Consider the following 15,336-nt stretch of genomic DNA (forward strand, 5'->3'; position numbering starts at 1 on the left):
TTTCAATATCTATTTTTAATAATTGCTTTTGATATTATAAAATTAAAAACTTTTTCTTCTAATAAATAACTTTTAATTCTTGAAGAAGAAAAATTATTTTTATTTACTTGAATATTTTTATTATCTACTTTATTGATTTCTTGTTTAATTTGTTCTACTTCTGTTTCAAATACTGTTAATTTTTCTTGTTCGATAATCTTTTTTAATAATATTTTCCATTTAAATTCATTCAATATTTTTTCTTCTATATTTTTTTCAAATTTTTCTTGTGATATGTTTAAAGAAATAAAATATTGTTCTAAAGTAATTTTTTCTTGCATAATTTTTCTTTTTAAATTTTCTATTTCTTGTTCTTTAATTTTATCTAAAAAATATCTAGAAATATCTACATAAGAATTATTAATTATATGATTTAAAATTTGTTCTTTAAAATATTTTTGTTCTTTGAAATTATTTTCAATTTCTAAATTTTTTTTTATATTTTTTTTCAATTCAAATATATTTTCAACATTTTTAAAATTCATTTTTTTTACTACTTTGTTTGAAAGAATCACTGGTTTTTTAATTTTAATAGCTTTTAAACAAACATTAAAAATAGCTTTTTTGTTAACTAAATTTTGTAAATGATAGTCAGAAGGAAAAGTAACATTAATTTCTTTTTTTTCTTGAATTTTCATTCCTATCATAGATTCTTCAAATCCAGGAATAAATTTACCGCTCCCAATTTCTAAATAAAAATTTTCAGCTCGATTTCCTTCAAAAGTTTTTTTATTAATAAAACCTTCAAAGTCAAATACAGCAATATCACTTAATTCTAATAACAAATTACTTTTTTTATCTTCAAAAATATATTGTTGTTCTAATAATTGTTTTATTTTTTTTTCTACTTCTTCTTCAATATTAAAGTTTTTTTTAATTATTTCTAAACCTTTATATTTACATAAATCAATTTTTGGAACTAAATTAACATCTAAACCAAAACTTAAGGGTTGTGTAAAATCCAAAGGATATGGTTTTAAATCTATTAATTCAGGTTGACCAATGATTTCCATTTTTTTATCTTTTAAAATTTCTTGATATTTTTGAGTTATCAAATCTTCAAAAACTTTATTATATAAATAATCAGTATTAAAAAATTTTTGAAAAACTTTTATTGGTACATGACCTTTGCGAAAACCTTTAAAATTTATTTTATGTTTTATAATATTATAATTATAAGACAGTGTTTTTTCTAATTCATCAATATTAATACAAAAATAATATATTACACGATAATCACTAATTTTTTTTATTTCCATAATTTTCTCTCTGATATTTATTATTACCTATTTTTAAATAAGTTTTAAATAATTTTTTATAATTTAGTATTTACTTTTAATTTACAAAATAAATATATTTATATAGTAAATTATAATAAATAATGATAATTTAAAAAATTATAAAAATTAAATTAATTTGTATTAAAATATCACAGTAAAAATTTCTCAATATATAATTATATTATACAAAATTTTAAGTAAAAATATAAAATTTATTCAAAAAAAATATAAATAAAAACAATAGTCAATGATAAATATGTAATTTATAAAAAATAAAAATTAAAATAATTTTTTAAAAATATTTTTTTTATCTATTTTTTCCCAAGAAAAATTATTTTTATAATTACCAAAATGACCTTCAGAAGCTGTTTTTTGATAAATAGGTTTTTGTAAATCTAATGTTTTTATAATTCCTTTAAGTTTTAAATCAAAATTATTTTTAATTGTTTGTAAAATTATTTCTTCAGAAACTTTATTTGTATTAAAAGTATTAATATAAATTCCTAGCGGATGTTCAATTCCTATAGCATAAGAAATTTGAATTTCACAAATATCACAAATTCCTGAAGCAACAATATTTTTAGCTAAATACCTCGCCATATAAGAAGCACTTCGATCAACTTTAGAAGAATCTTTACCACTAAAAGCACCTCCGCCATGACGAGAATAACCACCATAAGTATCTGCAATAATTTTTCTACCGGTTAATCCAGTATCTGCATTAGGACCACCATTAACAAAAGATCCCGCTGGATTAATATAATAATTTGTTTTAGAATTAATAAAATTATTATTTATAACTGGAATTATTACTTCTTTTTTGATAGCATCAACTAAAATTTTTCTATCAATATTAGCCTCATGTTGAGAAGAAATAACTATTGAATCAATATATAATGGTTTATTATTAAAATCATAAACCATAGTTATTTGAGTTTTACCATCTGGTCTTAAAAAAGGGATAATTTTATTTTCTCTAACTTCTGTCAATCTTAAAGAAAGTTTTTTTGATAAATCAAAACCAAAAGGTAAAAAAGAGAGCGTTTCATTAGTTGCATAACCAAACATTAAGCCTTGATCACCTGGTAAATTTTTATCAACAACTAAAGAAATTTCTTTCGATTGAGAATGTACTTTATTAATAATTTTTAAATCTTGATAAGAAAAATTTTCTTCTCTTCTATCATAACCTATCGAACGAATAATTTTTTTAATAATATTATTATAATCAATAAAAATATTCGGTTCAACTTCACCTAAAACAAAAACTGTTCCAGCAGTTACAATAGTTTCGATAGCAACTCTAGCATCTTTTTTCTGTTCTAAAAAAGCATCCAATAAAGCATCAGAAATTTGATCTGCAACTTTATCTGGATGGCCTTTAGTAACTGATTCACTAGTAAATTTTTGCATTTAAACACCACTTAATTTTTTAATTTAAATATTTTAAAAAAATTATTTATAAAAAATAAATTAAAAAAAACCTGAAAAAAACAAGTTTTTTTTAATTAAAATAAATTGTAATTAATTTGATTCTTTTATTGGTTGTGTTGGTATTTTTGTGAAACGAACAATGTCAATAGCTTGTGGTCGTCCGTCTTCTCCTTCAACAAGAGTAAATTGAACTTCTTCACCTTCATCTAAAGATCTAAAACCTTCCCATTGGATTTTGCTTTGATGAAAAAAGATATCTGGTGCATCAGCTGGAACATCATTACCTATTTGTCTTAAAAATCCAAAACCTTTTTCTTTATTGAACCATCTACAAACACCTGTTAGTTGTAGATTTTCTTCGCCTTGTGAAAAAATTTCTTCACAATTTTTTATTTCTTTTTCTGACATAGTAAATTATATAATACTCCTTTTATTTTAATGATAACATTTTTAATGATAACATTTTCGGTTTAATAAAACCTAAATATATTATAACTAATTTATTTAAAATTTCAAGATATTTAAAATATAAATTTAAAAAATATTTTAATTTTAACAATGTTAGAATAAAAATAAAATATTAAATAATTTTATATTAACAAAAATCAAATAAACTTAATAATTAAAATTTTATAAAATAAAAAAAATTTGATAAAATAGAAATTAATATATTTTTATCAATTTTAATAAAAATATTTCAATAAAAAATCAACAAACGTTGAAAAATAAAAATTATTTTAAAAAAGAAAGAAAATAATGAAAATTGAAAATATTGGCATAGATATTATAGAAATTAAAAAAATTGAAAAAATAGGTATAGAAAAAATATCTAAAAGAATTTTATCTCCAGAAGAATATAATATATTTTTAAATATAAATAATATTAAAAGAAAATTAAGTTTTATTGCCGGTAGATGGGCAATAAAAGAAGCTATTTTTAAAACTTCATATACTAATAAAAATAAAAAAAATAATTTTTGTTCGTATACAATTTTAAATAATAAAATAGGAGCGCCATATATACAAAATTTAAATAAAAAAAAAAAAATTATTATTTCTATTTCGCATAGTGAAAAATATGCCGTAGCATTTGCAATTTTAATAAATATAAATTAAAAAAAATTAATTTGACTTTATTTTAAATTTATAATAAAATAAACTATTATTTAAATATAAAAAAATAATATAAAAAAACATTAAAAATTATTTTTTTAAATATAATTTTTAATAAAATAACGGAGTAGTACTCAAGTGGTCGTAAGAGGCGTCCCTGCTAAAGACGTAGTCCGAGTAATCGGTGCAAGGGTTCGAATCCCTTCTACTCCGCCATAAATTTTAAAAATTTAATATTTTTTTTAAAAAAAATAAATTATTAAAATTTTAAAATTTATCTAACGATTAAATCCCATTTAAAATAATATTTATTTTAAATGGGATTTAATTTTTTTTTAGAATAATAAAAAAATAAATTAAATAATAATATAAAAATAATTATCAAAAAACTAAAAAAAAATAACCATTTATCACTTCTAATAGAAGATGAATAAATTTCGTACCAAGCATCAAAAATTTTTTTATTTAATTCTTTATCATAATGATATATTACACATTGTTTTTCGTTCAAATTATTATTAATAGTTTGTTTATCAGAATAAGGAGAATCATATTTAATATAATTATAATTTTTTTCTAGTTGATCTTTATTAAATAAAAAATTAATAAATTTATAAGCACCTTTTATATTAGAATTTTTAGGAAAAACAATACCATCGATCCAAATATTAGTTCCTTTATTTATTTCATCTTCATTATCAAATGTATAATAGTCTAAATTATCATTTTTTTCTTTTAAAAAAGTAGCATCACCAGAATAAACTAATGATATATCATAACGTTCATTATTTTTTTCTTTCATATTATCCAATATTTGGTCTGTAATAAAAGAAAGTTGAGAATTGTTTTTTTTTAATTCTATTAGCCATTCTTTAGCTTTTTTAATCTGTTCATCTGAAGGATTTTTTATATCTTTATTATCACAATTAGTAGCTTTTAAACCTATAAATAAAACATCTTTAGGATTGTTGTATAAAGATATTTTTATTTCAGGATTTTTTAATATATTTCTCCAATCCTTAATTTCCATATTCATACTTTTGATAATTTTTTTATTATACAATAAACCAACATTACCCCAAACATAAGGAATAGCATAAAAACCATTAGTTTGATTAACTTTATTATTATAAAAAATTTCTCCAAAAGTACTTTTTTTTAAAATATTTGATAAAAAATTATTTAAAGTTAATTTTGATTCATCAAATAATAGACCACCAGAACCTAAAAATAATTTCGTTAGATAATTATCTTTTTTTAATTGTTCTATAGCATATTCACTTAAAATAACAATATCATAAATATTTCCTGTTTTAATTTTATTGATTGCTAATTCATTAGAAACAAAAAAACTTTGCTTAACTTCAAAATATGGATCTTTTTTATTAAATTCTTCAATAACTTCATTATCAATAAATTCACCCCAATTAAATAAAGTTATTATTTCTTTATTTTTTTTAGTTGGATAACAAAAAAATAATAAAATTAAAAAAATGCTTAAAGAAATTAAAAATATATATTTTTTCATTTAAAAATAGTTTCTTTTCTTAATTTTAGATAATTAATAAAAATTTTAAAAAATATAAATAAAATCAAAATAGATGATAATGCGTTAATAGAAGGATTAATAGTTCCTTTTAAACTATAAATATATGAAGAAATATTTTGATAATCAGATCCTCCTACAAAATAAGATATAATAAAATCATCAAATGATAAAGCAAAAGCTAAACTAGCTCCAGCTAAAATAACACTTTTTAATTGTGGTAAAACAACCCTAATTAAAGTTTGTAAAGGACTAGCGCCTAAATCATAAGCAGCTTCAAATAAATTTATTTCAAAATTATAACATTTAGGAAAAATAGTAGCCAAAACATAAGGAACACTAAATGAAATATGAGCAAAAAGCATCCTTAAAAAACCATTTTCTAATCTAATAAAACCAAAAAAAACAAATAAAGCTAAAGCGATAATTATTTCTGGAATAATAAAAGAAATTTGATTTAAATTTAAAATAAAATTTTGCCATTTTAATTTATTTTGAGATAAAGAAATTGCTGCTAGAGTACCTATAATAGTCGAAATTAAAGTAGAAAAAATGGCAATCTTAAAAGTAACAAAAATAGAATTTCTAATAGAAGAATTACTAAAAATTTTACCATACCATTGAAAACCAAAACGTTCCCAATTTACCAAAGAAGCAATTCTACCTTCTGCTTGATTAAAAGAAAAAATTACTAAAGATAAAATAGGAATGTAAATAAATAATAATATTAAATTCAAATAAAAATAATCTAAAAAATTTTTTTTAAACATAATTTTAACAATACCTTTAAATTATTTACTTTTTTTACAAAAAACAAAAACCAACAACATTAATAAAATTAAATTAACAGCAATAGAACAAACGCTTTGAATATCGCCAATTAAGAGAGTTTTGTTTTCTATTAATTCAGAAATCATAGGAATAGTAGAATGTCCAAGATATTTAGAAACTACGATATTAGTAACCACTTGAAAAGAAACTAAAATACAACCTATAAAAGACTCATCAAAAGATAAAGGGAAAATAATTTTTTTAAAAACTTGAATTTCATTAGCACCAAGATCTTTAGCAACATTAATTAAATGAGGATCTATAGAAATAATGCTTAAATAGATAGGCAAAAACATATAAGGCAAAAATAAATAAATAAAACCAACAAACATAGATAAATTAGTTTCTAAAATGATAACATGAAAAATTTTTTCTAAAAAACTAAAAATTTGTACTAATGCTTGTGTTTTTAAAATCATATTAATCCAAATCATACCATTAATTAATAAAACTAAAATTCCTTGTTTTAAAGGATTAAATTTAGAAACAATATAACCCAAAGGATAAGATATTATAAAAAGTAAAAAAACAGTAATAATAGATATAGATAAAGATCTAAATAAAATATAAAAAAAAGAAAAATTAGTAAAAAGAGAATAATAATATTTTAAAGTAAAAGTAGTATGAAAAAAACCTTCATTATGAGTTTCTTGAAAAGAATTTAAAATAACAAAAAAAATAGGTAACAAAATAAAAAATATTAAAATTAAATAATAAGGTATTAATGATATTTTATATAAATAATTTTTTTTTATATAAACCATTACCATACTTCCATAACATGTAAATCTTCAGGATTGAAAAAAAGTCCAACAAAAGTATTAAATTTAACATAATCTGTTGTGTGAATAATATATACTCTATAAGAAGTTTCTACATTAATTTCCCAATGAATTCCTTTAAAAGCTACTAAAGTAACTTGACCAGTTATCAAACCTTTTTCTTCTTTTACAATATCAATATCTTCAGGTCTAATAACAATATCCACTTTTTCATTTTTTTTAAAACCATGATCAATACATTTAAATTCTCGATTATCAAAAAATACCAAATAATCATCTTTCATTATTCCAGAAATTAAATTAGATTCTCCTATGAATTTAGCAACAAAATTATTAGTTGGTTCATTATAAATATCTTCTGGAGTTCCTATTTGTTGTACTTCACCCTGATGCATAACTAATATTTTATCACTCATAGTTAAAGCTTCTTCTTGGTCGTGTGTAACAAAAATAAAAGTAATTCCTGAATTTCTTTGAATTTCTTTTAATTCATATTGCATTTCTTGTCTTAATTTCAAATCTAAAGCTGCTAAAGGTTCATCTAATAATAATACCTTTGGTTCATTAATCAAAGCCCTAGCTATAGCTACTCTTTGCTGTTGTCCTCCAGATAATTGGTTAATATTTCTATTTTCAAAACCTTCTAAACCTACAATTTTTAAATATTTAAATACTTTTTTAAGAATTAATTTTTCAATATCTTTTTTATCTAAAATTTTATCATGCATTTTATTTAATTCAAAATTAAAATTATTTTTAAAATTAGTAATTTCTATTTTTAATTTTTGTTTTAACTTATTAATCTTAAATTTAATTTTATCTTTATTAGAAATAGCAACATATTTTAAAATATTCGATAACTCTTGAATTTTAATTTGATAAATTTGTTTTAAATTATATATTTCTTGTTTATTATCATTTTTAAAAATTTTTATTTTTTGTCTAATAAATAAATTAAAATCTTTAATTCTTAAACCAAAAGCAATATTTTCAAAAACATTTAAATGAGGAAATAAAGAATATTTTTGAAAAACAGTGTTAACTGGTCTTTTATGGGCAGGTATTTGTAAAATACTTTTACCTTCAAATAAAATGTCACCATTATTAGGAGTTTCAAATCCGCCAATAATTTTTAAAATAGTAGTTTTCCCACAACCAGAAGGGCCTAATAAGGTAACAAATTCATTAGTTTTAATTTCAAGACTAACACCTCTTAAAACTAATTGTTCATCAATTGTTTTCGTAATATCTTTTAATTCGATCAAATTAGCCATAAATTAATTTTCTTCCTAAAAATATTTAATAAAAAAAATATAAATAAATTAATTGTTAAATTTTTAAACATTTTTTAATAAAATGTATATAATAAATATATAATATTAAATTTAATAAAAAATACAAAATATTTTTTATTAAATTTTTTTAAAATACCAAATTTAAGAAAAAATTTAAGAAAATCATAACTAAAATAAATAATAATTTATTCAATAATTAAATATTTATTCGGTTGAAAGAATAGCCAAAAAAGCTTTTTGTGGTAATTTAACTTTTCCTAAATTTTTCATTTTCTTTTTACCCTCTTTTTGTTTAGATAATAATTTTTTTTTTCTACTAACATCCCCACCATAACATTTAGAAATAACATCTTTACGCATAGATTTAATATTTTCTCTTACGATAACTCGTTTTCCAATTGCTACTTGAATAGGGACTTCAAACATTTGTTTAGGAATACATTCCATTAATTTTGAACAAATTACTTTACCCCTAAAATAAGCAAAATCTTTATGAACAATAATAGACAGAGCATCAATAACATCTCCATTTAATAAAATATCCATTTTTTGTAAAGATGAAGTTCGATAACTATCTATTTCATATTCAAAAGAAGCATAACCTTTAGTAATGGATTTTAATTTATCAAAATAATTATACATAATTTCAGCAAGCGGAAAAAAATAAATTATCATAGCTATATTTTTATCTAAATAACTAATATCTTGCATTTGTCCTCTTTTACTTTGTGAAAGAGTTATAACAGTTCCAATATAAATTTGTGGGCAAATTATAGTTGCTTTAATAAAAGGTTCTTCTACTCTTTCAATTATTTGAGAATTAGGCCATTTAGAAGGATTATCAACTAAAATTTTTTCACCTTTTTTAGTATAAACATGATAAATTACAGAAGGAGCAGTAGTAATAACCTCTATATCAAATTCTCTACTAATCCTTTCTTGAATGATCTCCATATGCAAAAGACCTAAAAATCCTATTCTAAAACCCAATCCTAAAGCAATAGAAGTTTCAGGTTCAAAAGTTAAAGAAGCATCATTTAATTTTAATTTTTCTAAAGCTGATTTTAAAGTTTCATATTTACTAAAAGTAATTGGATAAAGTCCGCAAAAAACAACAGGTTGGATTTTACGATAACCAGGTAAACGTTGTTTAGTTGGATTTTTATGATTAGTAATTGTATCACCAACTCTAACTTTATCAATATTTTTAATGGAAGCAGCTAAATAACCTACTTCTCCTACAAATAAAAAGGGTTTTGGAGTTTGAAAAGGACTATAAACACCAACTTCTGAAACTTCATAAACTTCATTATTAGACATAAAACGAATTTGATCACCTTTTTGAATTTTGCCATTAAAAACTCTAATTAAAGAAATAACACCTTTATAAGGATCAAAAAAAGAATCAAAAACTAAAGATTGAAAAGGTTCATTAATATCTCCTATCGGTGATGAAATATGAGAAACAATTTTTTCTAATATTTCTGATACTCCTACACCAGTTTTACCACTAACTAAAATAGTGTTTTCTGGTTCAATACCTAAAGTGTCTTTAATCTCTTTTTGAACCTTATTAACATCAGCATTTTGTAAATCAATTTTATTAATTACAGGAATTATCAATAAATTATTTTCCATAGCTAAATAAAAATTAGTTAAAGTTTGTGCTTGAATACCTTGGGTTGCATCAATAACTAAAACAACTCCTTCACAAGCTGCAAGTGCACGAGAAACTTCATAATTAAAATCTACATGTCCAGGTGTATCAATTAAATGCATAATATATTCATCACCTTTTTTATCATTAAAAATAATTTGTACAGCGTTTAATTTAATAGTAATGCCGCGTTCTTTTTCTAAATCCATAGAATCTAAAAATTGTTTTTGCATAAGTCTTTTTTCAACTGTATTAGTAATTTCTAAAATTCTATCGGCTAAAGTCGATTTACCATGATCAACATGTGCAATAATAGAGAAATTTCTAATTCTTTTTTGTTTATTATTTATTTGTTTTATTTGCATTTTTAAACACCATTTAAAATAATCTAATATTTTAAATTTAATATTAAATTAAGTTTATTATAAAATAACAATTTTACAATATTATAACAATAAAAATTCTTTAAATAAATAGTTTTATATATTTATAATTAAAATATATTAAAAAATTTAAAATATTTAAAAAATACTTGAATATAAATTGATATAAGTTTAAAATGATAATGTTAGATATAATAATTTTAGAAATATTTAAATGCTACTATAAAAATAAAAAAAAATAAAAATATATTATAATGTAATTGAACAAAATATTTAATATGCAACAGATAAAAAATTAAAATAAATGTTGAAAGAGGTTTTCGTATAAATGAAGATAATTATAATTGGTTGTACTCATGCAGGAACAGCAGCAGCAAAAATTATTAAAAAGAATAATCCTAAAGCAAAATTAACCATTTACGACAAAAATGATAATATTTCATTTCTTTCTTGCGGTATAGCGTTATATATAGAAGGAATTGTTAAAGATAAAAATGGTTTATTTTACTCTAATCCAGATGAACTTTCAAATATGGGTGCAGAAATAAAATTAAAACATGAAGTTATTGATATAAATTTTGAAAAAAAGCAAATTTTAATTAAAAACTTAGAAACAAATAATAAATTTATTGATAATTTCGATAAATTAGTTTTAGCTTTAGGTTCTTGGCCTATCGTACCACAGTTAAAAGGAATTAAATCAAAAAATATTTTATTATCTAAAAATTTTAATCATGCAAATAATATTATAGAATACATTAAAAATATTAATAAAATTACAATAGTTGGGGCTGGATACATTGGTATTGAATTAGCAGAAGCTTTAGCAGTACAAGGTAAAAAAGTAGTTTTGATAGATGCAGAAAAAAGAATTATGCCTAAATATTTAGATAAGGAATTTACTGATATAGCTGAAAAAACATTAAAGGATAACGGTGTTCATTTAGCTTTAAATCAAAAAATTACAAGTTTTGATGTCGAAGGAGAACTAATAACTAAGGTTCATACTGAAAAATCAAATTTTGAAACTGAAATGTTAATTATGTGTATTGGTTTCAAACCAGATACAAATTTAATAAAAGATAAAATAAAAGTTTCAGAAAATGGAGCTATATTGATTGACGAATTTATGGTAACTTCTCATCCAGATGTTTATGCGTGCGGCGATTGTATCAATAGTTATTATAACCCTACACAAGAACCAAAATATATTCCTTTAGCAACTAATGCTATTAGAACAGGAATAATTGTAGGTTTAAATATTAAAAAACCAATATTTAAATATTTAGGAACTCAAGGAACAAGTGGCATTAAAATTTATGATTGGCATATTGCTTCTACTGGTTTAAATGAAAGTATGGCTAAAAAATTAGGAAATCATTATGATTCTGTAATTATTAAAGATGCTAATAGACCTGAATTTATGCCTCAATATAATACAGTAATATTAAAAATAGTATTCGATAAAATTTCTCGTAAAATTTTAGGTGGTCAAATTATTTCTAAATCAGATTTAACAGAAAAAATAAACACTTTAAGTGTTTGTATTCAAAAAAACATGACTGTTGAAGAATTATCATTAATAGATTTCTTTTTTCAACCACATTTTAATAAACCTTTAAGTATATTAAATTTAGCAGGTTTGAAAGCTTTAAATATTAAATAAAAAATACAACAAAATATATTCTTTAATATTTTATTTATATTTAACTAAAAATATATCTAATATTTTATTTATTTAAAATAAATAAAATTATAAATAATAACTTAAAAGAAAGATTTAGAAAATGAAAATTATAAATAAACAAAAAATCAAATTAATTTTATTTCTATTTTTAATTTTAAATTTAATTTTACATACAAACATTATAAACATTCATGCATCAATTATACCAATAAATAATGATATTTCAAAAACACAAAAAGAAAAAATTTTAAATTTAATAGACGAAACAGACAGAAATTTTAAAACATTTAAAAAAAATTTTAATAAAGAATTTATTATAAAATTACAAAAAACAACTTCTAAACTAAAAAAAAGTTTGTCTCAAGTTAATTGTAAAGAAAAAAATATAAAAGAATTAGAAATATATATAAATAATTTAAAATATTTTAATCAACAATTATTTGAACAAAAATAAAAAATAAAATTTAATTAAAAAAATTTTAATAATTCAAAAAATTAAAAAAATAATAAAAAATATTATTATTATAAATGCAAATAAAGGTTCAATAAAAGGTTTTAAAAAATGAATTTATTAACTTCTAGAAGAGCAGTTCGTAATTTTGAAAAAAATCATAAAATACCAAAAAATATTTTTGAACAAATTCTAAAAGATGCTGCTTATGCTCCCTCTTGTTTTAATCTTCAACCATGGCGTTTTTTTATTATTGAAACATTAGAAAATAAAAAAAAATTAGCAAATTGTTTAAATGATGGAAATAAAAATCAATTAGAAACTAGTTCAGCTATGATTTTAATTTTTGGAGATATATATATAAAAGAATTAAAAACAAAAATATATAATGATTTAGAAATATCAAAAAAAGAAATAATATTTAAAAAAATAAATAATTATTATGATTCTATGACTAGTGAAGAAATAAAAAATGAAATTTTTTTAGAATGTGGTATTGTATCTTTACAATTAATGTTATCTGCTAAAAATTATGGCTATGAAACATGTCCTATTGGTGGTTTTAATAAAAAAAAATTGAATAAATTTTTTAACATTGAAAAAAATTATTTACCAACTTTAATTATAGCAATAGGAAAAAAAGTTAAAAATAATCAAGAACAAGAAGTAAAAAATTTTAAAATGAAAATCAAAGAACTAACACATTGGTTATAATTTTTAAAAATTAATTTTTTTTATAAATAAAATAATTAAATGATCATAAATCTTTTAAAATAAATAAAGGTTTTATGATCATTATTATTTTTAATAAATTTTTTAAATTAAAAATAATTTTTTAACAAACAAAATGTTACAATTAATAATGAGTCATTAATTTTTATAAACAAAGGGTTAACTTTTTATGGAACAAATAGAAAAATATATTATTATTTTATATTATAAATACACAAAAATTAAAAATCTTCAATATTTTAAAAATAAACATTTTAAATTTTGTCAAAATTTAAAACTTTTAGGTAGAATAATTATATCTAACGAAGGAATTAATGGTACTTTATCTGGAAAAGTTGAAAACATAAATCAATACATTAAGATAATGCAAGAAAATGAAATTTTTAATGATATAGATTTTAAAATCACTAAATATAAAAAAAACGTATTCAAAAAATTATCTATTAAAATTAAAAAAGAAATAGTTAATTTAAAACTAGATAAAGATATAGATATGTTAAAAATAAAAAATAATTATTTAAACCCTCAAGAATTTCATGAAAATTTAAAAAATATAGATAATATTATATTAGATGTTAGAAACGATTATGAATATCAATTAGGTCATTTTAAAAATGCAATAAATCCTAAAATTAAAAATTTTCGTGATTTACCTACATGGGTAGAAAAAAACAAAAATTTACTAAAAAATAAAAAAATTATAACATATTGTACTGGTGGAATACGTTGTGAAAAATTTTCTGCTTTTTTAAAAAGTAAGGGATTTTCTAACACTTTCCAATTAAAAGGTGGAGTTATTTCTTATGGTAATGCAAATTTTACAAAAGAAATATTATGGAATGGTAAATTATATGTTTTTGATAGTCGAATTGCTATTAAAATAAATAATCAAAAATATAAAATAGTAGGCAAAGATACTTTTGATAATAAACCTTGTGAAAGATATATAAATTGTGCAAATCCAATTTGTAATAAACAATTTTTTTGTAGTGAAAATAATGAACATAAATTTTTCGGAAGTTGTTGTTATGAATGTCAAATTAACAAAAATAATCGTTATATCATAAAAAATAAAATCATAAAAAATAAAAATATAAAAAATAATTTATAAACTTAAATAAAAAAAAACAAAGGATAAAAATATGTTTGCAATAATAAAAAATGGTAGTAAACAATTTCAAGTTTTTGAAGGACAAGAAATTTTTGTAGAAAAAATATCACTTACGGAAAAAAGTAATTATGAATTTAAAGAAATTTTAGCTATCGGTGGAAAAAAAAATATTTTAGGTCAACCTTTTGTAACTGGAGCTAAAGTTCAAGCACAAATAATTAAACACGGAAGAACAAAAAAAATTATTGTTTTTAAATATAAAAGTAAAAAAAAATATCGTTGTAAAAAAGGGCATAGACAAAATTATACTAAACTTTTAATTACAAAAATAATTGCATAAATTTAATTGAAATATGATTTATTATTATTTTTATAAAAAAAATGAAAAAATAAAAAAAATTCAAGTTTTTGGTCACTCTTTATATAATAAAAAAAATAATGATATCGTTTGTTCTTCAGTTTCTACGGCAATTATTTTAACTTTAAATAATTTAAAAATGTTAGGATTACAAAAAAATATTGATTATATATTAAAAGATGGTTTTTTAAATTTAAAAATATTAAAACAAAATTCAATAATGATTATTTTATTAAATAATCTAGAATATTCATTAAAAGAACTAGAAAAAAATTATAAAAAATATATTAAAGAATATTCAAATATTAAATAATTTTTAAAAATTTAATAAGGAGAAAAAAATGTTATTAAAATTAAATATTCAATTATTTGCTTCTAAAAAAGGAGTAGGATCTACTCGTAATGGACGTGATTCCCATTCTAAAAGATTAGGAGCAAAATTATCAGACGGACAATATGCTACAGCAGGTTCTATTATTTATCGTCAAAGAGGAACAAAAATACATCCCGGTTATAATGTAGGGTTAGGTAGTGATTACACTTTATTCACTAAAATAAATGGATTTATTAAATATACAAATAAAAAAAATAAAAAACAAGTTTCTGTTTATGAAAATATAAAAAAAATATAAAAAGA

Annotated in this window: 16 protein-coding genes and 1 tRNA gene; 9 read left to right on the top strand and 8 right to left on the bottom strand. The window is 20.1% G+C overall.

The window, feature by feature from the left end:
• Positions 1-2: 2 nt before the first annotated feature.
• From tig to V9D86_RS00955, 3 genes are all read right to left on the bottom strand, one after another.
• Complete coding sequence (gene tig / locus V9D86_RS00945) at positions 3-1,298, bottom strand: trigger factor (protein ID WP_334330934.1); 1,296 nt, start codon at positions 1,296-1,298, stop codon at positions 3-5.
• Between the two features lie 300 nt (positions 1,299-1,598).
• Positions 1,599-2,732, bottom strand: a complete 1,134-nt coding sequence (gene metK, locus V9D86_RS00950) for a methionine adenosyltransferase (RefSeq protein ID WP_334330935.1) — start codon at positions 2,730-2,732, stop codon at positions 1,599-1,601.
• Positions 2,733-2,843: 111 nt separating this feature from the next.
• On the bottom strand, positions 2,844-3,161 hold the full coding sequence (locus tag V9D86_RS00955) for a cold shock domain-containing protein (RefSeq protein ID WP_367950704.1): 318 nt from the start codon (positions 3,159-3,161) through the stop codon (positions 2,844-2,846).
• A 348-nt stretch (positions 3,162-3,509) separates the two neighbouring features.
• On the opposite strand from V9D86_RS00955, the gene V9D86_RS00960 reads away from it, so the two are divergent.
• Together V9D86_RS00960 and V9D86_RS00965 are read left to right on the top strand one after the other, a co-directional pair.
• On the top strand, positions 3,510-3,869 hold the full coding sequence (locus tag V9D86_RS00960; RefSeq protein ID WP_334330936.1) for a 4'-phosphopantetheinyl transferase superfamily protein: 360 nt from the start codon (positions 3,510-3,512) through the stop codon (positions 3,867-3,869).
• A 121-nt stretch (positions 3,870-3,990) separates the two neighbouring features.
• Positions 3,991-4,082 (top strand) — tRNA-Ser (locus V9D86_RS00965).
• A 97-nt stretch (positions 4,083-4,179) separates the two neighbouring features.
• Here the strand turns inward: V9D86_RS00965 and V9D86_RS00970 are convergent.
• The 5 genes from V9D86_RS00970 to lepA all read right to left on the bottom strand — a co-directional run bounded on the left by V9D86_RS00970 (position 4,180) and on the right by lepA (position 10,342).
• Positions 4,180-5,394 (bottom strand): extracellular solute-binding protein, encoded by a 1,215-nt coding sequence (locus V9D86_RS00970; protein ID WP_334330937.1) that lies wholly within the window; start codon positions 5,392-5,394, stop codon positions 4,180-4,182.
• On the bottom strand, positions 5,391-6,182 hold the full coding sequence (locus V9D86_RS00975) for an ABC transporter permease (RefSeq protein WP_334330938.1): 792 nt from the start codon (positions 6,180-6,182) through the stop codon (positions 5,391-5,393). Before V9D86_RS00975 ends, V9D86_RS00970 begins: the two co-directional genes overlap by 4 nt.
• A gap of 21 nt (positions 6,183-6,203) precedes the next feature.
• Positions 6,204-7,007 carry an ABC transporter permease gene (locus V9D86_RS00980; RefSeq protein WP_334330939.1) on the bottom strand — a complete coding sequence of 268 codons (804 nt, stop codon included), beginning with the start codon at positions 7,005-7,007 and terminating at the stop codon, positions 6,204-6,206.
• Positions 7,007-8,299 (bottom strand): ABC transporter ATP-binding protein, encoded by a 1,293-nt coding sequence (locus V9D86_RS00985; protein ID WP_334330940.1) that lies wholly within the window; start codon positions 8,297-8,299, stop codon positions 7,007-7,009. The genes V9D86_RS00980 and V9D86_RS00985 overlap by 1 nt, the downstream gene beginning before the upstream one ends.
• A gap of 225 nt (positions 8,300-8,524) precedes the next feature.
• Positions 8,525-10,342: a translation elongation factor 4 gene (gene lepA / locus V9D86_RS00990; RefSeq protein ID WP_334330941.1), complete on the bottom strand. Its 1,818-nt coding sequence runs from the start codon at positions 10,340-10,342 to the stop codon at positions 8,525-8,527.
• 346 nt (positions 10,343-10,688) lie between these two features.
• Between lepA and V9D86_RS00995 the strand changes: the two genes are divergently transcribed.
• The 7 genes from V9D86_RS00995 (at position 10,689) to rpmA (ending at position 15,331) form a co-directional block, all read left to right on the top strand.
• A complete protein-coding gene (locus V9D86_RS00995; protein WP_334330942.1) occupies positions 10,689-12,026 on the top strand; it encodes an FAD-dependent oxidoreductase in 1,338 nt (445 codons plus the stop codon).
• 121 nt (positions 12,027-12,147) lie between these two features.
• On the top strand, positions 12,148-12,501 hold the full coding sequence (locus V9D86_RS01000; RefSeq protein ID WP_334330943.1) for a hypothetical protein: 354 nt from the start codon (positions 12,148-12,150) through the stop codon (positions 12,499-12,501).
• Positions 12,502-12,609: 108 nt separating this feature from the next.
• Entirely contained in the window at positions 12,610-13,212 is a 603-nt protein-coding gene (locus tag V9D86_RS01005; protein ID WP_334330944.1) for a nitroreductase family protein, read from the top strand.
• 187 nt (positions 13,213-13,399) lie between these two features.
• Positions 13,400-14,341, top strand: a complete 942-nt coding sequence (gene trhO / locus V9D86_RS01010; RefSeq protein WP_334330945.1) for an oxygen-dependent tRNA uridine(34) hydroxylase TrhO — start codon at positions 13,400-13,402, stop codon at positions 14,339-14,341.
• Positions 14,342-14,372: 31 nt separating this feature from the next.
• Entirely contained in the window at positions 14,373-14,681 is a 309-nt protein-coding gene (gene rplU / locus V9D86_RS01015; RefSeq protein ID WP_334330946.1) for a 50S ribosomal protein L21, read from the top strand.
• Positions 14,682-14,694: 13 nt separating this feature from the next.
• Positions 14,695-15,012: a ribosomal-processing cysteine protease Prp gene (locus tag V9D86_RS01020; RefSeq protein ID WP_334330947.1), complete on the top strand. Its 318-nt coding sequence runs from the start codon at positions 14,695-14,697 to the stop codon at positions 15,010-15,012.
• A gap of 28 nt (positions 15,013-15,040) precedes the next feature.
• Positions 15,041-15,331 carry a 50S ribosomal protein L27 gene (gene rpmA, locus V9D86_RS01025; protein ID WP_334330948.1) on the top strand — a complete coding sequence of 97 codons (291 nt, stop codon included), beginning with the start codon at positions 15,041-15,043 and terminating at the stop codon, positions 15,329-15,331.
• Positions 15,332-15,336: the final 5 nt, after the last annotated feature.

This window comes from Candidatus Phytoplasma prunorum (assembly GCF_036924415.2).
GTDB classification, from domain to species: domain Bacteria; phylum Bacillota_I; class Bacilli_A; order Acholeplasmatales; family Acholeplasmataceae; genus Phytoplasma; species Phytoplasma prunorum.